The sequence below is a fragment of the Mesorhizobium sp. ES1-6 genome, from assembly GCF_020164775.1.
In the GTDB taxonomy this organism is placed as follows: domain Bacteria; phylum Pseudomonadota; class Alphaproteobacteria; order Rhizobiales; family Rhizobiaceae; genus Mesorhizobium.
On sequence record NZ_JAIUGU010000015.1, the window covers coordinates 61,468 to 82,661 of the forward strand.

Annotated in this window: 27 protein-coding genes; 16 read left to right on the plus strand and 11 right to left on the minus strand. The window is 63.5% G+C overall.

Annotation, left to right across the window (positions count from 1 at the left end; translation table 11 throughout):
• Positions 1–60 precede the first annotated feature (60 nt).
• Complete coding sequence (locus LB564_RS27550) at positions 61–879, plus strand: helix-turn-helix domain-containing protein (RefSeq protein ID WP_224542350.1); 819 nt, start codon at positions 61–63, stop codon at positions 877–879.
• 28 nt (positions 880–907) lie between these two features.
• On the opposite strand, the gene LB564_RS27555 is transcribed toward LB564_RS27550, so the two are convergent.
• Positions 908–1,969 carry an LLM class flavin-dependent oxidoreductase gene (locus LB564_RS27555; RefSeq protein ID WP_224542351.1) on the minus strand — a complete coding sequence of 354 codons (1,062 nt, stop codon included), beginning with the start codon at positions 1,967–1,969 and terminating at the stop codon, positions 908–910.
• Positions 1,970–2,190: 221 nt separating this feature from the next.
• Here LB564_RS27555 and LB564_RS27560 point away from each other — a divergent pair, with 221 nt between their 5' ends.
• A complete protein-coding gene (locus tag LB564_RS27560; RefSeq protein WP_224542352.1) occupies positions 2,191–2,619 on the plus strand; it encodes a DUF6481 family protein in 429 nt (142 codons plus the stop codon).
• 139 nt (positions 2,620–2,758) lie between these two features.
• On the opposite strand, the gene sugE is transcribed toward LB564_RS27560, so the two are convergent.
• Both sugE and LB564_RS27570 read right to left on the minus strand, forming a co-directional pair.
• Entirely contained in the window at positions 2,759–3,073 is a 315-nt protein-coding gene (gene sugE / locus LB564_RS27565; RefSeq protein ID WP_224542353.1) for a quaternary ammonium compound efflux SMR transporter SugE, read from the minus strand.
• Positions 3,074–3,270: 197 nt separating this feature from the next.
• On the minus strand, positions 3,271–3,453 hold the full coding sequence (locus LB564_RS27570) for a hypothetical protein (protein WP_181173632.1): 183 nt from the start codon (positions 3,451–3,453) through the stop codon (positions 3,271–3,273).
• A 154-nt stretch (positions 3,454–3,607) separates the two neighbouring features.
• Here LB564_RS27570 and LB564_RS27575 point away from each other — a divergent pair, with 154 nt between their 5' ends.
• The 3 genes from LB564_RS27575 (at position 3,608) to LB564_RS27585 (ending at position 6,013) form a co-directional block, all read left to right on the plus strand.
• Positions 3,608–4,417 (plus strand): transglutaminase-like domain-containing protein, encoded by an 810-nt coding sequence (locus tag LB564_RS27575; protein ID WP_140703056.1) that lies wholly within the window; start codon positions 3,608–3,610, stop codon positions 4,415–4,417.
• A gap of 119 nt (positions 4,418–4,536) precedes the next feature.
• On the plus strand, positions 4,537–5,496 hold the full coding sequence (locus LB564_RS27580; RefSeq protein WP_224542354.1) for a cation diffusion facilitator family transporter: 960 nt from the start codon (positions 4,537–4,539) through the stop codon (positions 5,494–5,496).
• A gap of 112 nt (positions 5,497–5,608) precedes the next feature.
• Positions 5,609–6,013 (plus strand): GFA family protein, encoded by a 405-nt coding sequence (locus LB564_RS27585; RefSeq protein ID WP_140703052.1) that lies wholly within the window; start codon positions 5,609–5,611, stop codon positions 6,011–6,013.
• 89 nt (positions 6,014–6,102) lie between these two features.
• Here the strand turns inward: LB564_RS27585 and LB564_RS27590 are convergent, their stop codons facing one another.
• Positions 6,103–7,356 carry a DNA recombination protein RmuC gene (locus LB564_RS27590; RefSeq protein WP_224542355.1) on the minus strand — a complete coding sequence of 418 codons (1,254 nt, stop codon included), beginning with the start codon at positions 7,354–7,356 and terminating at the stop codon, positions 6,103–6,105.
• 103 nt (positions 7,357–7,459) lie between these two features.
• Here LB564_RS27590 and def point away from each other — a divergent pair, with 103 nt between their 5' ends.
• From def to truA, 6 genes are all read left to right on the plus strand, one after another.
• Positions 7,460–7,990 carry a peptide deformylase gene (gene def, locus LB564_RS27595; protein ID WP_224542356.1) on the plus strand — a complete coding sequence of 177 codons (531 nt, stop codon included), beginning with the start codon at positions 7,460–7,462 and terminating at the stop codon, positions 7,988–7,990.
• A gap of 76 nt (positions 7,991–8,066) precedes the next feature.
• Entirely contained in the window at positions 8,067–8,354 is a 288-nt protein-coding gene (locus LB564_RS27600) for a plasmid stabilization protein (RefSeq protein WP_140703046.1), read from the plus strand.
• On the plus strand, positions 8,351–8,776 hold the full coding sequence (locus LB564_RS27605) for a type II toxin-antitoxin system VapC family toxin (RefSeq protein ID WP_224542357.1): 426 nt from the start codon (positions 8,351–8,353) through the stop codon (positions 8,774–8,776). Before LB564_RS27600 ends, LB564_RS27605 begins: the two co-directional genes overlap by 4 nt.
• A 38-nt stretch (positions 8,777–8,814) precedes the next feature.
• Positions 8,815–9,768 (plus strand): methionyl-tRNA formyltransferase, encoded by a 954-nt coding sequence (gene fmt, locus LB564_RS27610; RefSeq protein WP_224542358.1) that lies wholly within the window; start codon positions 8,815–8,817, stop codon positions 9,766–9,768.
• Positions 9,765–10,271 carry a GNAT family N-acetyltransferase gene (locus LB564_RS27615; RefSeq protein WP_140703041.1) on the plus strand — a complete coding sequence of 169 codons (507 nt, stop codon included), beginning with the start codon at positions 9,765–9,767 and terminating at the stop codon, positions 10,269–10,271. Before fmt ends, LB564_RS27615 begins: the two co-directional genes overlap by 4 nt.
• 23 nt (positions 10,272–10,294) lie before the next feature.
• Positions 10,295–11,041 (plus strand): tRNA pseudouridine(38-40) synthase TruA, encoded by a 747-nt coding sequence (truA, locus tag LB564_RS27620; RefSeq protein ID WP_140703039.1) that lies wholly within the window; start codon positions 10,295–10,297, stop codon positions 11,039–11,041.
• 53 nt (positions 11,042–11,094) lie between these two features.
• On the opposite strand, the gene LB564_RS27625 is transcribed toward truA, so the two are convergent.
• The gene (locus LB564_RS27625; RefSeq protein ID WP_224542359.1) at positions 11,095–11,727 is read right to left on the minus strand and encodes a transporter; all 633 of its coding nucleotides are present in this window, start codon (positions 11,725–11,727) and stop codon (positions 11,095–11,097) included.
• A gap of 5 nt (positions 11,728–11,732) precedes the next feature.
• On the minus strand, positions 11,733–12,926 hold the full coding sequence (dapE, locus tag LB564_RS27630; protein WP_224542360.1) for a succinyl-diaminopimelate desuccinylase: 1,194 nt from the start codon (positions 12,924–12,926) through the stop codon (positions 11,733–11,735).
• Positions 12,927–13,051: 125 nt separating this feature from the next.
• Here dapE and LB564_RS27635 point away from each other — a divergent pair, with 125 nt between their 5' ends.
• Positions 13,052–14,104 (plus strand): 2-dehydropantoate 2-reductase, encoded by a 1,053-nt coding sequence (locus LB564_RS27635; RefSeq protein WP_224542361.1) that lies wholly within the window; start codon positions 13,052–13,054, stop codon positions 14,102–14,104.
• Here the strand turns inward: LB564_RS27635 and LB564_RS27640 are convergent.
• The 4 genes from LB564_RS27640 to dapD all read right to left on the minus strand — a co-directional run bounded on the left by LB564_RS27640 (position 14,007) and on the right by dapD (position 16,461).
• Positions 14,007–14,780: a hypothetical protein gene (locus LB564_RS27640; protein ID WP_224542362.1), complete on the minus strand. Its 774-nt coding sequence runs from the start codon at positions 14,778–14,780 to the stop codon at positions 14,007–14,009. The genes LB564_RS27635 and LB564_RS27640 overlap by 98 nt on opposite strands.
• Positions 14,781–14,810: 30 nt before the next feature.
• Positions 14,811–15,188, minus strand: a complete 378-nt coding sequence (locus tag LB564_RS27645) for a DUF805 domain-containing protein (protein ID WP_181173590.1) — start codon at positions 15,186–15,188, stop codon at positions 14,811–14,813.
• The gene (locus LB564_RS27650) at positions 15,181–15,534 is read right to left on the minus strand and encodes a DUF805 domain-containing protein (RefSeq protein ID WP_140703030.1); all 354 of its coding nucleotides are present in this window, start codon (positions 15,532–15,534) and stop codon (positions 15,181–15,183) included. The genes LB564_RS27645 and LB564_RS27650 overlap by 8 nt, the downstream gene beginning before the upstream one ends.
• Before the next feature lie 72 nt (positions 15,535–15,606).
• The gene (gene dapD / locus LB564_RS27655) at positions 15,607–16,461 is read right to left on the minus strand and encodes a 2,3,4,5-tetrahydropyridine-2,6-dicarboxylate N-succinyltransferase (protein ID WP_224542363.1); all 855 of its coding nucleotides are present in this window, start codon (positions 16,459–16,461) and stop codon (positions 15,607–15,609) included.
• A 224-nt stretch (positions 16,462–16,685) separates the two neighbouring features.
• Between dapD and LB564_RS27660 the strand changes: the two genes are divergently transcribed.
• Positions 16,686–17,531: an LOG family protein gene (locus LB564_RS27660; protein WP_115141502.1), complete on the plus strand. Its 846-nt coding sequence runs from the start codon at positions 16,686–16,688 to the stop codon at positions 17,529–17,531.
• 135 nt (positions 17,532–17,666) lie between these two features.
• On the opposite strand, the gene LB564_RS27665 is transcribed toward LB564_RS27660, so the two are convergent.
• Positions 17,667–18,371 (minus strand): pyrimidine 5'-nucleotidase, encoded by a 705-nt coding sequence (locus LB564_RS27665; protein ID WP_224542364.1) that lies wholly within the window; start codon positions 18,369–18,371, stop codon positions 17,667–17,669.
• A gap of 160 nt (positions 18,372–18,531) precedes the next feature.
• Between LB564_RS27665 and LB564_RS27670 the strand changes: the two genes are divergently transcribed.
• From LB564_RS27670 to LB564_RS27680, 3 genes are all read left to right on the plus strand, one after another.
• Positions 18,532–19,293 (plus strand): GGDEF domain-containing protein, encoded by a 762-nt coding sequence (locus LB564_RS27670; protein ID WP_140703024.1) that lies wholly within the window; start codon positions 18,532–18,534, stop codon positions 19,291–19,293.
• Positions 19,294–19,478: 185 nt separating this feature from the next.
• Positions 19,479–19,664 (plus strand): hypothetical protein, encoded by a 186-nt coding sequence (locus LB564_RS27675; RefSeq protein WP_140703023.1) that lies wholly within the window; start codon positions 19,479–19,481, stop codon positions 19,662–19,664.
• The gene (locus tag LB564_RS27680) at positions 19,661–21,100 is read left to right on the plus strand and encodes a GMC oxidoreductase (RefSeq protein ID WP_224542365.1); all 1,440 of its coding nucleotides are present in this window, start codon (positions 19,661–19,663) and stop codon (positions 21,098–21,100) included. The genes LB564_RS27675 and LB564_RS27680 overlap by 4 nt, the downstream gene beginning before the upstream one ends.
• Positions 21,101–21,194 lie beyond the last annotated feature (94 nt).

The following is a 21,194-nucleotide window of genomic DNA, read 5'->3' on the forward strand; positions in this document are numbered from 1 at the left end:
GGTGTATCGTCCGAGGGATCGCGAGGACAGCGAGCTATGAAGACGAACCCTCGAACGACCATGACAGCCGACCTGGGTACGCTCTTGCGTTACTGGCGCGACGTGCGTGGCAGAAGTCAGCTTGACCTATCGCTCGATACCGGCATTTCGCAAAGGCAGATCAGCTTCATCGAAAGCGGGCGCAGCGTTCCCGGCCGTGAGACCTTGATGGCGATCGCCGGGGCGCTCGATGTGCCTTTGCGCGAGCGCAACGCCTTGCTCCTGGCGGCGGGCTACGCGCCGATGTTTTCCGAAGGCGCCTGGGACTCCGTGGAAATGAAGAGCGTGACCGATGCCTTGACGCGCATCCTGCGGCAGCACGAACCCTATCCGGCGCTGGTCATGGACCGGTACTGGAATGTGCTGATGACCAACCAGGCCGCGCCGCTCTTCTTCGGCTGTTTCCTCGACATGGCCGCACGGCAAGGGCAGCGCAACATGCTCCACCTCATCTTCGATCCCGAAGGCATGCGCCCGTTCGTCGCCAATTGGCCTGACGTGGCGCGGAGCCTGTTCGAGCGGGTCTATCGTGAATCCATCGGCCGTGTCGTCGACGAAAAGACCGGGGAGCTGCTGGCGGCGCTGCTTGCCTATCCGGACGTGGACGTCGAATGGAAAAATCCAGTGGCGATCGGCTTCACGCCGGTCATTCCGCTTGGTTTCGTCAAGGACGGTCGCCGCTTGAATTACTTTTCGATGGTCACCACGGTGGGCACTCCCCAAACCGTCGCCGCCCAGGAGCTGCGTATCGAGTGCATGTTCCCGGCCGACGAGGCGACCGAAATCCACCATGCCGCGATGATGGACGCGGCCTCGTACCGCGCAACGCCAGCGCAATGAGGCCCCATCGGTGCGGGCTTCATCAAGGTCATGCCACGGGCGCCGCCACGGCCGGCGCGGGTTTCGCCGTTTCCTTGCGCACGATCGGCGCGACCTTGGTGCCGTAAAGCTCGATCGCCCTCATGATCTTGGCGTGCGGCATGGTGCCGATCGCCATCTGTAGCAGGAAGCGGTCATTGCCGAAGATCCTGTGCTGGGCGACGATCTTTTCGGCCACCTGGTCCGGATTGCCGACGAACAGCGCGCCATCGGGACCACGCGATTGATCGAAATGCGCGCGCGATGTCGGCCCCCAGCCGCGCTCGCCGCCGATGCGGTTCATCACTTCAGCCTGCGGGCCATAGAAATCGTCGGCCGCCTGCTCGGTCGTGTCGGCGATGAAGCCGTGCACATTGATGCTGGTGGCCAACCCTGCCGGATCGCTTCCGGCCCGCTTGGCGGCCTCACGGTAGAGGTCGAACAGCGGCGCGAAGCGCGCCGGTTCACCGCCGATGATGGCAAGCGCCAGCGGCAGGCCGAGCGCGCCGGCGCGAGCGGCCGATTGCGGCGTCCCGCCAATGGCGATCCAGACCGGCAGCCTGTCCTGGAAGGGCCTGGGATAGACGCCGCGATCGTTGATCGGCGCCCGCAGACTGCCCGACCAGGTGACCTTCACCTGATCGCGGATGGCAAGCAGAAGGTCGAGCTTTTCGGCGAACAACTCGTCATAGTCTTCCAGCTTGTAGCCGAACAACGGGAAGGATTCGATGAATGAACCGCGCCCGGCCATGATCTCGGCCCGACCGCCGGACAGAAGGTCGAGCGTGGCGAATTGCTGGAAGACGCGCACCGGGTCATCGGAAGAGAGCACGGTGACCGCACTGGTCAGCTTGATGCGCTTCGAACGCTCCGCCGCCGCGGCCAAAGCCACGACCGGCGCCGAGGCGGCATAATCGGGCCGATGGTGTTCGCCGAGGCCAAAGACATCGAGCCCGACCTGGTCGGCCAGTTCGATCTCCTCGATCAGGTTGCGCAGCCGCTCGTGCGGGCCGATGGCGCCGGGACCCGGCACAGGGCTCACATCGGCAAAAGTGTAGAGGCCGAGTTCCATTTGGATGTCATCCCAGTGTGTTGATTGTTGCGCTAGAGGTAGCGGCGCGTCCGTCGCGCCGCCAGAGGGCCGCTGGTGAACAGTGCATGTCGATTTCGGCGGGAAATGCGTCTCCCCGGTGCAACATCCCGGAATTTCATGGCTGGCATACCGTTTTGGCGCTTGAACTCCCGGTTTTCGCGCGTATGTAAGCGTCGCGAATAGACTTCAAGGAAGTGGACTTGGCTATCTACAGGGAAAAAGACATTTTCGAGCGGCGCAATGCCGCGACCGAGGCAAAGAAGGCGCTTCTGGAGCGCTTCAAGTCAAAGCCGGCAGCAGACGATCCCGCCGTGCTGGCGCGACAGGCCGAACGCAAGGCGATCCTTGCGGCGCGTGAAATCCGCGAGGCCGAAAAGGCCAAGCTGAAGCAGGAAAAGCTGGCACGCGAGGCGGCCGAGAAGGCCCAGCGCGAGGCCGCCGCCGAAGCGGCGCGCATCGCCGCCGAAGAGGCAGCGGAAGCGGAGGCCAAGGTTCGGGAGGCTGAAGAGACCGAGCGCATTGCTCGCTTGCTTGCCGACGAAGCTGAGCGAAAGGCAAAGCGCGACGCGCGCTATGCGGCACGCAAGCAGCGCACCGGCAGGACACCGCCCGGCTTTACGGGTCGCTAGGAGCGCACTCGCCTCGACGGATGATGAATGAGGGACGCGCCAAGGCGCGGCCCCTTTCGCGTTTGTCGGTGTTGCCCACGGGAAGCCTCCCTGCGTCCAGGGATGTCGATCGATATCGTCTGTCGGCGGCCAAGGCCGTTCAGGCCGCGAATTTCAGCCCCATGACACCGCAAACGATCAACGTGATGCAGCCGAGCCTGATCGCCGTCGCCGGCTCGCCCAGCAGCCAGATACCGAGCAGCGCCGTGCCGACGGTGCCGATGCCGGTCCACACCGCATAGGCTGTGCCGACAGGCAGCGCCTTCAGCGCCAGGCCGAGCAAGGTGAGGCTGACGATCATCGAAGCGACCGTGAGCACGGTCGGAGCCAGCCGGGTGAAGCCGTCGGTATATTTGAGGCCGATCGCCCAGCCGATTTCGAACAGGCCGGCGAAAAACAGAAGAATCCATGACATAGGAACGCTCCATCCAGAACATCCGAAAGGTCTTCGGATGTTTCATCAAACAATGGGCGGGCCGTCCCAACCGGATTTTCGGGAAATGCGAGGTCGTCCCCGCATCGTCGATATAGGGTGTCTGAACGCCCAATCAACAACTCGCCGGCGGCATTCGGAACGCCGCCGGTAAAATCCATGCGCGCGCTTGGCGAGATCTACTTTTCCTTGATCCTCATTGCCTTGACCGGCGGCGCCTTCAGGGCCGGAGCGGCTACAGGCTTCTTGGCGTCTTTCTTTGGTTTGCGGGCTTCCTTGCCTGCCTTCATCGCACCTTTAGCCATGATTCGTTCCTCCAGTTGCGGGAAGCGAAGTGAAACAAGAGAAACGCTTTGCCGCAAGGGGGGAGCGCCTGTCACGGCCCCCGGCCGGCCGCTTTCAACCGGTTTCTAATTTGCTCGTAAACCCCGGCAGTCCATGCCATGGTTGTCTTCGCGCTGCAGCATCGACCCGCGCACCGCCGGGTGATCGTCAGGCAGGCCGGTCAGGACGACAATGCGGATCCATATCGGCTGCGAGATGAGCTTCGACTTTCCGCAGGAAACGCCGCTCATCGCGATGCTCAATGTCCACTATTCCCGTGCCTCCGATCTCGAGCGCCCGGATTTCCTGACCTCCAACCCGCCAGTCCCGATTCAGGGTTATCGCGACAGTTTCGGCAACTGGTGCAACCGGTTCGTCGCGCCCCCCGGGCGTTTCACTTTCGGCACGGATGCGGTGATTCGCGATCCCGGCACATTCGAGATGGGCGAACTCACAGCGTGGCAGCACGAGGTGCGCGACCTGCCGGCGGAGACACTGCTGTTCCTGCTGCCCAGCCGGTTTTGCGAAAGCGACCTCTTGGCAAACGAGGCATGGCGGCTGTTTGGCCACACGCCGCTCGGCATCCCGCGCGTACAGGCGGTGTGCGATTTCGTCCATGACCACATCGTCTTCGACTACGGCAACGCACGGGTGACGCGCACCGCCGCCGAAGCCTGGCGCGAGCGGAGCGGCGTGTGCCGCGACTTCGCGCATCTCGCCGTCACCTTCTGCCGGGCACTCAACATCCCGACGCGCTACTGCACAGGCTATATTAGCGACATCGGCATGCCCAAGCCCTGGGCGAGCATGGATTTTTGCGCCTGGATGGAAGTCTATCTCGGCGGCCGCTGGCACGCTTTCGATCCACGCAATAACGCGCCACGTATCGGGCGCATCCTGATCGCCTCCGGGCGCGACGCCGCCGATGTGCCGCTGACCCATATTTTCGGACCAGGGACACTCGCCGGCTTCAAGGTGTGGACCGACGAGATTCAGGAATAGCCGGCGGCTCCTTCCCGCTTCTTCGAAGACTTTGAACGACCCGGGGATTGGCGCGTTGTGATGGCTGTGGAGCTTCGGCGGCGGGGCAGCTACACTGTACTTGAAGGGGACAAACCTGCATGGCAGGGCACGGCGGCTCCAAAACGGTCATCTATGCGGCGCTCGCCGGCAATCTTGCCATAGCGCTGACCAAGTTCGCCGCCGCCTTTTTCACCGGCAGTTCGGCAATGCTGTCGGAAGGCGTGCATTCGCTGGTCGATACCGGCAATGGCGGTCTGCTGCTCTACGGCATGCACCGGGCCGCGCGCCCAGCCGACCGTACGCATCCGCTCGGCCATGGCCGCGAACTCTATTTCTGGAGCTTCATCGTCGCCCTTCTCGTCTTCGCGCTGGGCGCCGGCGTGTCGCTCTACGAGGGCATCATCCACATCATGGCGCCCGAACCGGTCGCCAACGCCAAGGTCAACTACATCGTGCTCGGCCTGTCCTTTTTGTTCGAAGGCAGCTCCTGGCTGGTGGCGCTGAAGGAATTCCGCAAGCAGAAGGGCAAGCAGGGTTGGCTGACAGCGGTGCAGTCGAGCAAGGATCCGAGCGTCTACACGGTGCTGTTCGAGGACAGCGCCGCCCTGCTCGGCCTGATCGTCGCCTTCGCCGGCATCCTTGCGGCGGAACTGCTGGAGATGCCCGAACTCGACGGCGCCGCCTCCATCGGCATCGCCCTCATACTCGGCGCCACGGCGATTTTCCTGGCGCGCGAAAGCAAGGGCCTGCTCATCGGGGAGCCGGCCTCGCCCGAGGTGCAAAGGAAGGTGCTGGCAATCGTCCAGCAGGATCCGGCGGTGCAGCGGGCGAACGGTGTGCTGACGGTGCATATGGGACCGGAAGAGATCGTTGCCGCCCTGAGCGTCGAGTTCGAGGACCATCTGGCGGCCCCGGAGATCGAGGCCTGTGTCGAGCGCATCGAGGCGCGGCTGAGGAAGGAAATGCCTGAGATCACGCGGCTGTTCGTCAAACCGCAGACGTCAGGCACCTGGGAAAAACGGCGCAAGGTGATCGAATCCGCGTCAGGAGAAAGTTGAGCATGACCCGAAACCCTCTTCGTGATCATGCCCTGGCCTCTGGACCAGCGCCGCGCCGTTGCCTCGCGTCCCCGCGCCGCTAAGATCAGCCAAACGATTTGGAGGAATGACGATGAAGATCGACGGCGGCTGTCATTGTGGTGCCATCGCCTATGAGGCGGAGGTCGACCCGGAAAAGACCTCCATCTGTCATTGTACCGATTGCCAACAATTGACCGGCACGGCGTTTCGCGTCACCGTTCCCGCGCCGGAGGATCAGTACCGGATCACAAGGGGTACACCGAAAATCTATATCAAGATCGTGGCGAGCGGCGCCAGGCGAACCCAGGCTTTTTGCGCCGACTGCGGTTCGCACCTTTATGCGACATCGGTCGGCGACGGTCCGAAGGTCTATGGGATCAGGGTCGGCACCTCGCGGCAGCGCCAGGACTTGATCCCCAGACACCAGAAATGGCACCGGTCGGCGCTGCACTGGCTTCCGGAATTCGAGGGCATGACGACGGTGGAGGAGCAGTAGCTCCTGTCTCTCACCCAATTCCCAAGGGGAAGCGCTACGCGCTTCTTCCGGGAAAACCGCAGCGCGGTTTTCCTGGAATTGCTCCCCTCTCAGTCGTCGCCTTCGACGACCCTCAACCTCAGCTGTCCGGTCTTGGAATCGGCCACCCGCGGTGCGGCCTCCACTTTGGTGGCGCCGCCGCGCGTGGCTTCGGGCTCGCCTTCCCCGAATTCCAGCGCCTCGATCTTCTGGCCGCGCTTGGTCACTTTCGAGGTCGAGACGAGGATGTCTTCGATGTCCTTGGCCGACTGGCCGAAATGGCCCTGCAATTTGCGCACCCGCTCGTCGACACGCTGGACGTCCTCCATCAGCCGGATGACTTCGCCCTGGATAAGATGCGCCTGCTCGCGCATGCGGGCATCCTTGAGGATCGACTGGATGACCTGGATCGACAGCATCAAGAGAGACGGCGAGACGATGACGACGCGGGCGCGGTGCGCCTTCTGGACAACCGCTTCGAAATTCTCGTGGATCTCGGCGAACACCGATTCCGACGGCACGAACATGAAGGCGGTGTCCTGGGTTTCGCCCTGGAGCAGGTATTTTTCCGAAATGTCGCGGACGTGGATCTCGATATCGCGGCGGAACGCCTGGGCCGCGACCTTCTGCAGGTCGACGCCATCGGCGGCGCGGATGGCATTCCAAGCCTCCAGCGGAAATTTGGCGTCGATGGCCAGCGACGGCGCGCCGTTCGGCATTTTCACCAGGCAATCCGGCCGGCTGCCGTTCGACAGTGTCGCCTGGAATTCATACGCGCCGTGCGGCAGGCCGTCGGCGACGATCGCCTCCATGCGCGACTGGCCGAAGGCGCCGCGCGTCTGCTTGTTGGAGAGGATCGCCTGCAGTTGCACAACCTGGCCGGCCAGCGACTGGATGTTGCCTTGCGCGGTGTCGATGACCGCCAGCCGCTCCTGCAGTTTCGCCAGGCTTTCATGGGTGGATTTGGTCTGTTCTGTCATGGTCTGGCCGATGCGGCCGGTCATGGCGTCGAGACGCTGGCCGATCGACTGCGTCAATTCGGCCTGGCGGGCGCCGAACACTTCGGCGATGGCGCCCATGCGGCCCTGCATCTCGGCCTGGGATTGGAGAATGCCGGCCATCCGCGCCTCGGCGTCACGGGCATGGTCGGCGGCTTCCGCGGCAGCCACCGTGCGGGCCTTGGCCGACCGCCACAGCGCAACGACGAGCGCTATGAACAAGCCGAGAAACAGCAACGCGCCGAAGGCCAGTGCGTGGCCGAGCGTGATTGTCGAGGCGCCAAGCCGCGCGACGGGCTCCGAAAGGATGGTGCTCAGATCATTCATGTGGACAGCATAACCGATTCGGCACGCTGGCACAGATCAAAACGTGAACGAGACGCAGGCGCACCGGTTGACGCCTTTCCTTGGAGGTCTTAGGTGAAGCGCCATGCCGATCAAGCCGCTCATCATCCTTCCCGACCCCATCCTGCGCCAGGTTTCCAAGCCGGCGGAGCGCGTCGACGCGCCCTTGCGCAAACTGGCCGACGACATGCTGGCGACCATGTATGACGCGCCCGGCATCGGGCTGGCGGCGATCCAGATCGGCGAGCCGCTGCGCATGCTGGTGATCGACCTCGCCAAGGAAGACGAAACGCCCGCGCCCCACGTCTTCATCAACCCCGAAATTCTCGAAAGCGCCGACGCGCGGTCCGTCTACGAGGAAGGTTGCCTGTCGATCCCGGACTATTATGCCGAGGTCGAACGCCCGGCTTCGGTGCGGGTCAAATATCTCGACCGCGACGGCACGCTGCGGGAGATGGAGGCCGAAGGCCTGATGGCGACCTGCCTGCAGCACGAGATCGACCATCTCAACGGCGTGCTGTTCATCGACCACATCTCGAAGCTGAAGCGCGACATGGTGGTGAAGAAGTTCAGGAAGCTCGCCAAGGACAAGGCGCCTGGCAAGCTGGTCGGATAGGCGCGGATCGACAGCGTAGACTCCATTGAGCCGCAACCCTTATCGTGATATCATCGATATCACGCTGGAGGGTTGCATGGGCGATATGCTGATCAGGGACATCCCCGAACCGTTGAAACGCGAAATCGAACAAGCTGCGCGAAGCGGCGGCCAAAGCTTATCCGGCAAGGCGATCGATCTTTTGCGTAAGGGCATGGTCGCCGAAAAGGAGGCCAAGCCAGAGCCTGGTCTGTCGGCATGGGACAACATTCGCTCCGCGTTCGCGGCCGAGAATGCGGTCGACGACGAGTTCGCCGAGATCATGGAAGAAATCGAAGCGGAGAGAAAACGCGACTTCGGGCGAGCGGTCGAGGATTTCGAGTGATCGTCCTCGATACCAACGTCATTTCCGAAACGAGCAGGATGGCACCCGATGCGAACGTGGTCGAATGGTTTCGCAAACAGGAGTTGCTCGACTTGTATCTGTGCGGCCCCGTCGTCATGGAGCAATCCTTCGGTGCCGAACGGTTTCTGAACAAGACCGGTTCCGATCGTCATGTCCGTGCTCTCGATCACCTGATCTCGAAGCAGTTCTCCGGTCGCGTCGTCGAATTTACTGGCTCCATCCCCCGTCTTGCCGGCAAGCTCCGGGCGGCGCGGGAAAGGATCGGCCGCCCTATCAGCCTTCCGGACGCCATGATCGCCTCGATCTGCCTCGCGCATGACGCTACGCTGGCGACCCGCAATGTCCGCGACTTCGACGGGCTTGACCTGAAGCTCGTAAACCCGTTTGAAGCGGTTGCCTGAACCGGCTCGTGCAAGCAGAGAAAGACCACGGAAGAAAAATGCCCCTTCGCGTCATCTTCATGGGCACGCCGGAGTTTTCGGTGCCGACGCTGCGCGCCATTGCTGAAGCCGGACATGAGATAGCAGCTGTTTATACGCAGCCGCCGCGCGCCGCGGGCCGGCGCGGGCTGGAACTGACGCCATCTCCTGTGCAGCGCGAGGCCGAGCGACTGGGCATCGAGGTGCGCACGCCGACATCTCTGAAAGGCGAGGCCGAGCAGGCCGCTTTTGCCGCGCTCGACGCCGATATCGCCGTGGTCGTCGCCTATGGCTTGCTGTTGCCGAAGGCGGTTTTGGGGGCGCCCCGGCTTGGCTGCGTCAACGGCCACGCCTCGCTCTTGCCGCGCTGGCGCGGCGCCGCTCCCATCCAGCGCGCCATCATGGCCGGCGACACGGAGACCGGCATGATGGTGATGCGCATGGAGGAGGGCCTCGACACCGGTCCGGTGGGATTGCTTGAAAAATGCGCCATCGACCCCGATATGACAGCCGGCGATCTGCATGATCGGTTGATGAGCATTGGCGCGGCCCTGATGGTGGAAGCGCTGGCGCGGCTGGAAGAGAGCACCCTGACATTTACCGCGCAGGCGGTGGACGGGGTGACTTACGCCAGGAAAATCGATAAATCCGAGACGCGCTTGGATTGGACACGGCCTGCTGTCGAGGTCCACAATAGCGTTCGCGGCCTGTCGCCCTTTCCCGGCGCCTGGTCCGAGATTGAAATTGGCGGCCGCATGGAGCGGCTGAAACTGCTTCGCTCGACGCTGTCCGGGGGCCTGTCGCTTTCGGAAGATTTGGGCGAGTCGGGAGGAATTCTCGATGACCGGCTGACGATCGCCTGCGGAAAAGGCGCGATCAGGCTGGTCGAAGTTCAACGTGCGGGCGGAAAGCCCGCCGCCGCGTCGGAATTCCTGCGCGGAGCCAAGATCGAAAAAGGACTGAAATTCTCATGAGCATGATGTCGATACGCGCGGCGACGCCGCGGGACCGCGAGGCCATTCGCCTCGTCGAGGAACACGCGTTCGGCCAGCAGGCGGAGGCCGGGCTGGTCGACGCGTTGGTGACGGGCGGTGATGCCGTCGTCGAACTGGTGGCGGAAGAAGACGGCCAGGCCGTCGGCCACATCCTGTTTTCGCGGCTGTTCGTCCAGAGCGGCGGCAAGAGCTTCGCCGCCGTGGCGCTGGCGCCATTGGCGGTGGAACCGTCTTTTCACGGCTCCGGCATTGGCGGCGCGCTGATCCGCGAGGCCCACATCCGGCTCAAGGACGCTGGCGAGACGCTGGCCGTGGTGCTGGGTGATCCGGCCTATTACGGCCGTTTCGGCTACAGCCATGCGCGTGCCGAGAACTTCGAAAGCGAATACCAGGGCGAAGCGCTGCAGGCGCTTGCCTGGGGCGACGCACCCGAAGCCGGCAGGCTGGTCTACGCCTCCGCCTTCACCGCTCTCGCCGCCTAGGCGAGAGCGTATAGCCGACCGGCATGCCGCGTTTTCGCCTCGACATCGAATATGACGGCAGCCTGTTTGCCGGCTGGCAGCACCAGGCCGATCAGCCTTCGGTGCAGCAGGCGATCGAGCAGGCCGTCGAGAAATTCAGCGGCGAAGAGGTCCGCTTGCGCGCCGCGGGCCGCACCGACGCCGGCGTGCATGCGACCGCCCAGGTCGCGCATGTCGACCTTGCCAAGGCATGGTCGGGCGACAAGGTGCGCGACGCAATCAACGCCCATCTGCAGGCGGCCGGCGCGCGCATTGCCGTGCTGAAGGCCGCGGTCGTCCCCGACGAATTCGACGCCCGCTTCTCGGCCACCGGCCGGCACTATCTCTACCGTGTCCTCAACCGGCGCGCGCCCTCGGCACTGGAAAAGGGCAAGGTGTGGTGGGTACCGAAGCGGCTCGACGCAGCCGCCATGCATGAAGCCGCGAAGCTCCTGCTCGGACGACACGACTTCACCACCTTCCGCTCGACCCAGTGCCAGGCAAACAGCCCGGTCAGGACGCTGGAGCGGCTCGATGTCAGCCGGACGGGCGACGTGATCGAGGTAAGAGCCTCGGCGCGCTCCTTTCTGCACAACCAGGTGCGCTCCATGGTCGGCTCGCTCAAGCGGGTCGGCGACGGCGGCTGGACATCAGGCGACCTCAAGGCCGCGCTCGAGGCGCGCGACCGCGCCGCCTGCGGCCAGGTGGCGCCGCCCGACGGACTTTTCCTGATAGGCGTCGATTACCCCTGATGGAACCCCGTTCCATCGATGGGACCCGGTTCCATCGGAGACAAGCACCCAGCCTACCCCGGATAGAGTCCCGACAGGCTCTGCGCCCCGACATCGTCCGGCATGCTGATGCCGAGCACCATCTGCAGCCCGAACAGCACCAGCAGCGAAGCTATGAACATGCCGACGAAAACGGCTGTGCCGACGGCTGCCCCCTTGCCGATCGTGACATTGGTCATGCGCCAGGTCAGCACCATCGACAGGGCAAACAACAGCAGCGACACCAGGCTCGAGACCTGGCTTGCCGACGACAGGAAAAGCCTGATCAGCGCCGAGGGCAGCATCAGCCAGGCGGTGATCGCCGAGGCCCAGTTGCTGGCGACGACATAGTGGACGAAGCGCCCGCCAATGCCGGCGCGCGGCGCCACCAAGGCGAGCGCCACCAGCGGCAGCACCCAGGAGCCGATATCGACCGTCGCCAGGCGCACCAGCATGGAGAAGCGGCCTGCGAAGGCATCGGGGTCGCCGATCTCGTTGGCGATGCCGACCCAGCCGACGATGAGCGCCGGAGCCGCGACGATGATGGCGAAGAACGAGTTCCAGAAACCATCCGCCGACAGGTCGAGCAGGCGCAGGCCGTCGACCTTGCCGAGCATCAGCCGCCAGGCGCCCGTCAGCGAAGCTTGGGTTTCGTCCGCCGAAAGCATGCTGGTCAGCCCTGTCCGAACCAGTCTTCGATGAAGCGCTGGTAGATTTGAGTCAGCGTTTCGAGATCGGCGATGGCGACGCGCTCGTCGACCATGTGCATGGTCTTGCCGACCAGGCCGAACTCGACCACCGGGCAATAATCCTTGATGAAACGCGCATCCGATGTGCCGCCGGAGGTGGACAAAGCCGGCTTTTTGCCGACCACCGCGCCGACCGAGCCGCTCAGCGTCTCGACCAGCCTGTCGTCGCGGGTCAGGAAGACATGGCTTGGCCGGTCGCGCCAAACCAGCTCGTAGTCGACCGGCGTTGTCTTGCCTGGCCGGTATTTCTTGCGCCCCGCCGCCTGATCGAGGCGGTTGTGGATTTCCGCCTGTACCGTCTCGGCCGTCCAGCTGTCGTTGAAGCGGATGTTGAAGGTGGCGGTCGCCTTGGCCGGGATGACGTTGGTGGCCGGGTTGCCGACATCGATGGAGGTCACCTCCAGATTGGTCGGCTGGAAATCCTTCGTGCCCTTGTCGAAGACGGGATGCAGCAAGGCGTCGACCAGGCTCATCAGCCCGCGCACCGGATTGTCGGCGAGCTGCGGATAGGCTGCGTGCCCCTGGCGGCCATTGACGGTGATGCCGCCCGACATCGAGCCGCGCCGGCCGATCTTGATCATGTCGCCGAGCGCATCCGGATTGGTCGGCTCGCCGACGATCGAGGCGTCCCATTTCTCGCCTTTGGACGCGGCCCATTCGAGCAGCTTGACCGTGCCGTTGATGGCCGGCCCTTCCTCGTCGCCGGTGATCAGCAGCGAGACCGAGCCCTTCGGGCCGCCCTTCTCTTCGACATGGCGCGCCACCGCCGCGATGAAACAGGCAATGCCGCCCTTCATGTCGACCGCGCCGCGGCCATACATCTCGCCATTGGCGATCTCTGCGGCGAAGGGCGGATGCGTCCAGGCGGCTTCGTCGCCGACCGGCACCACGTCTGTATGGCCGGCGAACATCAGATGCGGGCCGTTGCCGGAACGCCTTGCATAGAGGTTCTCGATATCGGGCGTGCCATCCTCGGAGAACACCGGCCGGTCGACCAGGAAGCCGAGCGGCTTCAGCATCGCCTCCAGCGCGGTCAGCGCGCCGCCTTCGGCTGGGGTCACCGAGGCACAGCGGATGAGGGAGGCAAGGTTTGCGGCGGGATCGGTCGGCAGCGTCATGGCAAAAGCGATAGTCGAAAGCTGAGGGCCTGTCACGGCCAGACGTAGAGGCCAGCCCTATCGCCGACGATGCCGCCGACATTATGGTTTTCATGTCGTATAGTCGAACTGGTGCGGAGCAAGAGATGGCAAACGGGGGAAACAGGATCGTCATTGCCGGCGCCGGCAGCATTGGCTGTTATGCCGGCGGCTGCCTGGCACTCGCCGGGCGACAGGTTGTCCTGCTCGCCCGGCCGCGCATCGAGGCAGCGTTGCGGCAGGGCGGATTGCGTGTCAGCGACCTGGAGGGCCGTGATCGCCTGATCAAGCCGGAACAGCTCGTCGTCACCACCGATCCGGCCGCTGCCTTGCCGGAGGCCGATGTGATCCTGGTCACCGTCAAGAGCGGCGCGACGCAGGATATGGCGGCACTGATCAAGGCCCATGCCCGTCCCGAAGCCGTGGTGGTGAGCCTGCAGAACGGCGTCGACAATGCCGACAGGCTGCGCGCCGCGCTTGGCCAACGAACGGTGCTGGCCGGCATGGTGCCGTTCAATGTCGTGCAGTCGCCCGACGGCGAACCGCCGCTGCGCGTCCACCGTGCCAGCGACGGCAACGTAATGGTCGAGGACGGGGGACCTGCCGGGCTTCTCGATATCGCCGGTTTTCTTGATGTCGATGGCCTCGCCGTCGAAACGCATGGCGACATGAAGGCCGTGCTGTGGGGCAAGCTGCTGATGAACCTGAACAATGCGCTGGTGGCGCTGTCGGACCTGCCGCTGGCGACTGAACTCGCCGACAGGCGCTGGCGGCTGATCCTGGCCGGCCAGATCGACGAGGCCTTGCGGGCGATGAAGGCTTCCGGTATCGAGCCGGCGCGCATCGCCGGCCTGCGGCCGGCGCTGCTGCCGACAGTGCTGAGGTTGCCCGGCTGGCTGTTCAAATTGCTGGCGCGGCGCATGCTGGCAATCGACCCCGAGGCCCGCTCGTCGATGTGGGACGATTTGCAGCGTGGCCGGCCGACGGAGATCGACGACCTGCAGGGTGCTGTCTTGCTACTGGCCGAAAAAGCCGGCACGCCAGCGCCGACGGTCCAGCGGGTCAGCGCCTTGGTGCGCGCGGCGGAAGCCGAACGGCTTGGCTCGCCGGGCCTGGCGCCGCGACAGGTAGCGCCACCGGATGGCTCTCGATCAGCGTGATCTTCTGCCAGATCTTTCGCGACAGGTTGGACGCCAGGTTCTCGATGTCGTTGACGCCGTCGATCACCACGTCGTCATTGACGGACTGAGCGAACAGCGCCGCGATCTTGCCCGTGATCGACAGCATTTCGGAGCAATAGTCGAGATAGCGCGCGAGATCCGGGGCATTGGTGATGCGCGCCGGCGAGTGCGAGGTCGGCTTGAAACTGGCCGACAGCGCCGCCGGATCCTTGGTCAACTGGTGCATGTCGATGACGTGGATCAGCGATCTGAGGCCATGCAGCTGGCGAAACACCTGCTTGCGCTTGATGCGCTCCTCGGTGCGGATCAGGGCGAGGAAGCCGAGCACGGCGAGGATGATCATGTTGATCGTGGCTTCGATGCCTTGCACCGACTGCACCGCGTCGTCGGCCTGGGAGATGTGAATGAGCGGCAGGATGGTGCCGACGAACAGGAAGATCAACGCGCCGGCGATGACGGCCGCGACGATAATGCCGCGCAGCCACCAGATCGGCGCTTCCAGTGCCTTGGCGGCCTTGGCCAGATCGCGCGACAGTGACACCAGTTCGGCGGCGACGCCGCGCAACCCGGCGTCCGGGAAACGCTCGGCGACGCGGCCTTCAAGCCGCTCGGCGGTTTCGATGATCAGTTTCGGATCAAGCGTGCGGTAGCGCATGGCGAGATATCCGACCCCATGAATCGGGCCTCAGGGTTGCGCCGGCTCGTTGGTGCGCCGGCCATAGCGATTGGGTCCAGGCTGCCCTGGAAACAGGCACAAGACAATAAAGGCGACGATGGAGACGACCGGCACGAACAGGATCAGCGCGGCAATCCCCGGCTTGTCGAGGTCGTGCAGCCGCTTCACCGCCAGCGCGATGTTCGACCACAGCGAGGCGATGAAGGCGATGAAGAAGATGAACGACCACATGTTGCTCTCGGGCGAGCCCTCCGGCACCAGTGTGAAACGGTACAGCGGGAAGGCCTGGATTATGGCGACGAGCAATCCGCCGAGGAAATAGGCCGCGCGGCTGACGCGGCCCGATGTCTTGAAGAAAAGCCAGGTGAGATCTGATCTGTCAGGCAAGCGGGTCCGGTCCGTATTGATTGGCACCCTTGGTGCCCTCGAGAATGCCGCACTCCACCAGGAACCAGATCGCGCCGATGACAGGCACCAGGATGATCAGGGTCCACCAGCCGGATTTATCGCGATCATGCCAACGCTTGGCATAGACGGCGAAGATCGAATAGAGCATGGCGAGCGAGTAGAGCAAATAGATAAAGCCGTAAGGCATCTGGTTGAATGTGGTGCCCAGTATGTTGTCGAGGATCATCGCGATCACCGCGCCGACGAAAATGACGCCCACGCATGCCCAGAATTTTGCGCGGTTGATGCGGCCCTCATAGCTGGTCAGCAGATATTTCCAGTCCATGTCACCCCTCCATGTTGAACCAGCGCGACCGATCGTCGCGCCGGCGGAAGGTGCGCTTGCCGGGCTGAAAGATCAATCGCGCAGCAATTCGTTGATCGAGGTCTTGGAGCGGGTCTTGGCGTCGACGCGCTTGACGATGACGGCGCAGTAGAGGCCCGGTCCCGGCTCGTTGTTCGGAAACGCCTTGCCCGGCATCGAGCCGGCGACGACGACGGAATTCGGCGGCACCTCGCCATAGAAGACCTCGCCGGTGGCGCGGTCGACGATCTTGGTCGACTGGCCGATGAAGACGCCCATCCCGAGCACCGAGCCTTCGCGCACGATACAGCCCTCGACGACTTCGGAACGCGCGCCGATGAAGCAGTTATCCTCGATGATGGTCGGGCCGGCCTGCATCGGCTCCAGCACGCCGCCGATGCCTACGCCGCCCGAAAGGTGGACGTTCTTGCCGATCTGGGCGCAGGAGCCGACCGAGGCCCAGGTGTCGACCATGGTGCCTGAATCGACATAGGCGCCGACATTGACGAAGGACGGCATCAAAACGGCGCCCGGCGCGACATACGCCGAACGGCGCACGATCGACGACGGCACGGCGCGGAAGCCAGCCTTTTCGAAATCGACGGCGCTCCAGCCGTCGAATTTGGACGCCACCTTGTCCCACCACACGGCCTCGCCGGGGCCGCCCTTGATGATTTCCATCGGATTGAGCCGGAAGGAGAGCAGGACCGCCTTCTTCAGCCACTGATTGACATGCCATTTGCCATCGGCCTGCCGCTCGGCGACCCGGACGGTGCCGTGGTCGAGCAGGTCGAGCGCCGCCTGGATGGCGTCGCGCACTTCGCCGCGGGTCGCGGTCGAAATGGCGTCGCGTTCCTCGAAGGCCTTGTCGATGGTCTTTTCGAGGCTCGCCAGATCGGGCTTCGACATGAATTTGCTCCATTACCAAGCTGTTAAGGGGCTGCGCCTTAACCTGTTTTAAAGTCGCGCGGACCCCGGCATGCTTTGCATGCCTGGGTCTTTGCATGTAGCAGGTTCTTGTCGCAAAACCGCCGGACACGTTTGCGGAACCTGCTTATGTTAAGGCTTAATGAGGGTCAATCGCGGCTGCGTCACGGGACGACGCAAGTGAAGGAATTGGACGGGTGGATTTGATGACTCCCATGGAAAAGGCGGGATGGACGCCGCTGCCGCATTCGGACGAGGATCTGGAGCGGTCGAAAAGCGTGCCGGACACGCCGCAAACGCGGGCCGAGACCTATCGCCTGGCCTGGAACGATCCCGACTTCATGACGCGCCGCGAACTGCGCGCGGTCCGGCTGCAGCTCGAACTGCTGAAACCGGAAATGATCCTGGCCGAGCGTGGCATCCGTTCGACGGTGATCCTGTTCGGCGGCGCGCGTCTGCCGGAGCCCGGTGGCGAGGCCTGGGCGGCCAAGAACGAGACGCAGAAGAAGAACCTAGAGGAAAACAGCAAATACTACGAGGAGGCGCGCAAATTCGCCCGCCTCTGCTCGCAGCAGTCGGCCGCTTCATATTATCGCGAATACGTCGTGGTGACCGGTGGCGGACCGGGTGTCATGGAAGCCGGAAATCGCGGCGCCGACGATGTCGGCGCGCCGTCGATCGGGCTCAACATCGTGCTGCCGCACGAGCAGGCGCCCAACGCCTATGTGACGCCGGAACTGTGCTTCAACTTCCACTATTTCGCCATCCGCAAGATGCACTTCGTCATGCGCGCCAAGGCGGTGGCGGTGTTTCCCGGCGGCTTCGGCACGATGGACGAGTTCTTCGAAACGCTGACCTTAATCCAGACCGGGCGCATGGAGCGCGTGCCGGTGATCCTGTTTGGCAAGTCCTTCTGGAAGCGGGCGATCGACCTCGACTTCCTCGCCGAGCAGGGCACGATCAGCCCCGGCGACCAGGACATCATCGATTTCGTCGACACGGCCGACGAAGCCTGGGGCATCATCAGCCGGTTTTACAAATTAGGGGAGTAGGGATGGGAACTGGGGAATTGAAGAACTGAAGAATTGAAGAATTGAAGAAAAAAGGGGGCCGGATCGTTCCTCAGTTCCTCAGTTCCTCAGTTCCTCAGTTCCTCAGTTCCTCAGTTCTCCAATTCCCTAATTCCCCTACTCCTTCTCCACAATCGCCGTGAGAAACGTCGCCAAGTCGTCGGTGACATAGTCGACATCGTCCTCTTGCGCTGGATCGCGTTCCCAGATCTCGGAAAAGGTCGGCTCGAAATTGCGCGGCACCACGAGAACCGTGGTCATCCCCAGCGACTTAGGCACCGCCAAGTTGCGCGCGAGATCCTCGAACATCACCGCGTTGTGGCCGGTGACGGCGTGCAACTCGGCGAATTTCTCGTAGGTCTGGCGCGCCGGCTTGGGGTTGAGGTCGGCGGCGACGATATCGAAGATGTCGTCGAAATGGTCGAGGATGCCGAGCTGGCGAGCGGTGCGTTCGGCATGCCTGCGGTCGCCATTGGTGAAGATGAACTTGCGGCCGGGAAGCTGGCGAATGGCGGTGCCCAGGACGGGATCTGGCACCAGCCATGAATAGTCGATGTCATGGACCTTCTCGAGAAAGTCGTCCGGATCGATGCCGTGGCGCGTCATCAGCCCGTTCAGCGTCGTGCCATATTCGCGATAGAGCTCTTTCTGCAGCTTGCGCGCCTCCTCGCGCGGCAACGCCAGCAACTCCCCGACATAGGCAGTCATCTTGACGTCGATCTGCGAGAACAGATTCGAGTGGTGCGGATAGAGCGTGTTGTCGAGGTCGAACACCCAGTCGGTGACGTGGGCGAAGCGGGTGGGATCGGGAAGCGTCGTCATGGCTCCTTATGGCATGAAACAGGGATTCCGAAAGGGACTTTATCCACAACTTCTGCCCGTTGAGGTTGCAGAAATGGCCTGACGATTCAAATTTTAACCATCCGGGAAAGGTGGCCTTCAGGGCTTGCTGGCACAGAGACAGTCCTGTGGGGAGTTCGCGATGAACAGCATTATACTGAGATCCGCCGCCATCGCTTTCGCCTCCGTAGCCGCTTCCCTCCTGCTGACATTGATCATCGTCCCAGCCATGGGATTCCCGATAACGCGCACGATCTGGCTGACCTCGACCCTCTGTCCGCTGGTTCTTGCCTGGGCAGCCTGCGCCAGCACGTTCTGGCAGAGCGACAGGCTGAAGAACGCGCATCGCGAACTTGCCCGTGCCCATGCTCAACTCGCCGCCGCGCACCGCCGCCTGGCGGAAAAGGCGAGCCGCGACGACATGACCGGCATGCTCAACCGGGAGAGCTTCTTTGCCGCGCTGGACGGGTCCCGGCGCAAGTCCGACCGCGGCGCGCTGCTGATCATCGACGCCGACCATTTCAAGGCGATCAATGACAGTTTCGGCCACCTGACCGGAGATGATGCGCTGCTGCTGATCGCCAGCGCCATCGAGCGCGGCGTGCGCAACGGTGACGTGCTCGGCCGCATCGGCGGCGAGGAGTTCGGCGCGTATCTGGTCGGAGCCACCGAGCAGGAGGCCAAACGCGTCGCCGAGCGCATTCGCCGCGAGGTCGAGCTGATCCGCTTCCGGCCGGTCGACGAAAGGACCATTCCGCTCACTGTCAGCATTGGCGGCACCGTCTGCGGCGAGGAGGCCAACGTCTCCGAACTGATGCGGGCCGCCGACCGCCGCCTCTATCAAGCCAAGCATGCCGGCCGCAACCTCACGATGCTGGATACGGACATTTCCGCAGCCGCGTGAGCCGGCGGGTCGATACACTCGGCCCGTTAAGGAATTTCTAACCCTGTTTGCATTCGGTTGTACCGCTTATCAGCCTTTTCACCGCGTTGAGGCCATGCGTGGCACGATACTGGCTTGCGTGACGATGCGTGTGCCGTTCGGGGAACGTCATGCGCGCATCGAAGCCCTGCCCCGAGAGGCCTGTCATGAGTTTCTTCATCAAAAGAATGTCGCGCCGCACGCTCGTGCAGACGCTGATTGCCCTGCCTGCCCTGTCCTTGTTCCGCAATCGGCCGGATGCCAATGCCGATCATGCCGGTCCGTCGCGGGCCGACCCTGACGAAATCGTCGAGGTCAATGGCTGGATCCTGAAGCGGAGCGACCTGGCATGATCTTCGACAGCTATGAGGCGTATCGCGCCGCCAATTTCGCGCCGAAGGTCTGCATCCTTGGTTCCGGTCCGGCCGGCACCACGATCGCTAGAAAACTTGGTGCGGCCGGCATCCCGGTCGTGGTGATGGAAGCCGGATCGCGGGACTTCAGCGACGAGTCCCAGGACTTCTACCGCGGCACCACGGTTGGCGATTTCTATTTCGATCTCGACATCACCCGGCTGCGGCTCATGGGCGGCAGCTCCAATCACTGGGCCGGATGGTGCCGCGTGCTCGACAAACAGGATTTCGAGCCGAAGGCCTGGGCGCCCGACACGGGCTGGCCGATCCGCCGCGCCGATATCGAACCTTACCTGCCGGAGGTGCGCGACATCCTCGAGCTTCCCGATTTCCGGCCCGACGTGCCCATCTCGGATGACATTCGCTGGGTGCAGCTGATCAAGAGCCCGGCGGTGCGGTTCGCCGAAAAATTCGCCGACGAGCTCGACAAGAGCAAGAACATCGCCGTCGTGCTCAACACCTACGCCACCGAGCTCGCCGGCGACGGCAAGCGGGTGACGGGCGCCAGGCTGTGGTCCAACGGGCAGGACGCCGGCTCGTTCGCTGCCGATTACTTCATCGTCTGCACCGGCGGTCTGGAGAACTCGCGGCTGCTTCTATGGTCGAACCAGCGCTCCAATGGCGGTGTGGTGCCGAACGCCACGGCCCTTGGCCGCTATTGGATGGAGCATCCGACCTTCGAGGGCGGCGATGCCATCCTGGGCAATTATGGTGCCTTCGAGGTCGATGCCGTCAACGAGGCCTTCTTCTCGCCGACGCTTGCCGCGATGGAGCGGCTGCGGATCATGAATTTCGGTATCAGGCTGATCGAGAAGCCATATCCTGGCGTCAAGAACCTCATCGCCGATCTCGCCTGCACGGCGCCAAACATGGCCGAATGGATGTCATCCAAGCTCAGCCAGAATTTGCGCTGTGCCGCGCAGCTCTATGTCGCCTGGGAGCAGGCGCCGCTCGCCTCCAACCAGATCGAACTGTCGAAAACCGATGTCGATCATGCCGGTGTGCCGCGCATCGAGCTGCATTGGAAGAAATCGGAGCTGGAACGGCGCACGCTGCTCGAAGGGCTGAGGCTGTTCGGCGCCACGCTGATCGAGAAGAACCTGGGCCGTGTGCGCATCGCCGACTGGATCGGCAATGGCGCGGACTATCCGACCGACGAAGAAACGGCGGGGCACCATCATATGGGTGGCACGCGCATGGGCACCGACGTGACCAGGAGCGTGGTGGATGCCAATTGCAAGGTGCATGGCATGGACAATCTCTATGTCGGTGGCTCTTCGGTGTTCTGCACGTCGGGCCAAGCCAACCCGACGACGACCATCACCGCGCTCGCCTGCCGGTTGGGCGAGCATCTGAGCAAGGTGGTTTTCGTCTGAGGGCCGACAAAGTCGGCCCGCCGAATCGCATCGGCCGGCAAGCCCGGCGCCAATGATGGCGCCGGCAGCGGGTTCAAAAGCCTTGGACGGCGAT

Excerpts from the sequence above, each read along its gene's own strand:
- LB564_RS27550 (WP_224542350.1), top strand. The coding sequence starts at position 61 with ATGACAGCCGACCTGGGTACGCTCTTGCGTTACTGGCGCGACGTGCGT.
- LB564_RS27555 (WP_224542351.1), bottom strand. The coding sequence starts at position 1,969 with ATGGAACTCGGCCTCTACACTTTTGCCGATGTGAGCCCTGTGCCGGGT.
- sugE (WP_224542353.1), bottom strand. The coding sequence starts at position 3,073 with ATGTCATGGATTCTTCTGTTTTTCGCCGGCCTGTTCGAAATCGGCTGG.
- LB564_RS27575 (WP_140703056.1), top strand. The coding sequence starts at position 3,608 with ATGCGGATCCATATCGGCTGCGAGATGAGCTTCGACTTTCCGCAGGAA.
- LB564_RS27580 (WP_224542354.1), top strand. The coding sequence starts at position 4,537 with ATGGCAGGGCACGGCGGCTCCAAAACGGTCATCTATGCGGCGCTCGCC.
- LB564_RS27585 (WP_140703052.1), top strand. The coding sequence starts at position 5,609 with ATGAAGATCGACGGCGGCTGTCATTGTGGTGCCATCGCCTATGAGGCG.
- LB564_RS27590 (WP_224542355.1), bottom strand. The coding sequence starts at position 7,356 with ATGAATGATCTGAGCACCATCCTTTCGGAGCCCGTCGCGCGGCTTGGC.
- def (WP_224542356.1), top strand. The coding sequence starts at position 7,460 with ATGCCGATCAAGCCGCTCATCATCCTTCCCGACCCCATCCTGCGCCAG.
- LB564_RS27600 (WP_140703046.1), top strand. The coding sequence starts at position 8,067 with ATGGGCGATATGCTGATCAGGGACATCCCCGAACCGTTGAAACGCGAA.
- fmt (WP_224542358.1), top strand. The coding sequence starts at position 8,815 with ATGCCCCTTCGCGTCATCTTCATGGGCACGCCGGAGTTTTCGGTGCCG.
- LB564_RS27615 (WP_140703041.1), top strand. The coding sequence starts at position 9,765 with ATGAGCATGATGTCGATACGCGCGGCGACGCCGCGGGACCGCGAGGCC.
- truA (WP_140703039.1), top strand. The coding sequence starts at position 10,295 with ATGCCGCGTTTTCGCCTCGACATCGAATATGACGGCAGCCTGTTTGCC.
- LB564_RS27625 (WP_224542359.1), bottom strand. The coding sequence starts at position 11,727 with ATGCTTTCGGCGGACGAAACCCAAGCTTCGCTGACGGGCGCCTGGCGG.
- dapE (WP_224542360.1), bottom strand. The coding sequence starts at position 12,926 with ATGACGCTGCCGACCGATCCCGCCGCAAACCTTGCCTCCCTCATCCGC.
- LB564_RS27635 (WP_224542361.1), top strand. The coding sequence starts at position 13,052 with ATGGCAAACGGGGGAAACAGGATCGTCATTGCCGGCGCCGGCAGCATT.
- LB564_RS27640 (WP_224542362.1), bottom strand. The coding sequence starts at position 14,780 with ATGCGCTACCGCACGCTTGATCCGAAACTGATCATCGAAACCGCCGAG.
- LB564_RS27650 (WP_140703030.1), bottom strand. The coding sequence starts at position 15,534 with ATGGACTGGAAATATCTGCTGACCAGCTATGAGGGCCGCATCAACCGC.
- dapD (WP_224542363.1), bottom strand. The coding sequence starts at position 16,461 with ATGTCGAAGCCCGATCTGGCGAGCCTCGAAAAGACCATCGACAAGGCC.
- LB564_RS27660 (WP_115141502.1), top strand. The coding sequence starts at position 16,686 with ATGACTCCCATGGAAAAGGCGGGATGGACGCCGCTGCCGCATTCGGAC.
- LB564_RS27665 (WP_224542364.1), bottom strand. The coding sequence starts at position 18,371 with ATGACGACGCTTCCCGATCCCACCCGCTTCGCCCACGTCACCGACTGG.
- LB564_RS27670 (WP_140703024.1), top strand. The coding sequence starts at position 18,532 with ATGAACAGCATTATACTGAGATCCGCCGCCATCGCTTTCGCCTCCGTA.
- LB564_RS27675 (WP_140703023.1), top strand. The coding sequence starts at position 19,479 with ATGAGTTTCTTCATCAAAAGAATGTCGCGCCGCACGCTCGTGCAGACG.
- LB564_RS27680 (WP_224542365.1), top strand. The coding sequence starts at position 19,661 with ATGATCTTCGACAGCTATGAGGCGTATCGCGCCGCCAATTTCGCGCCG.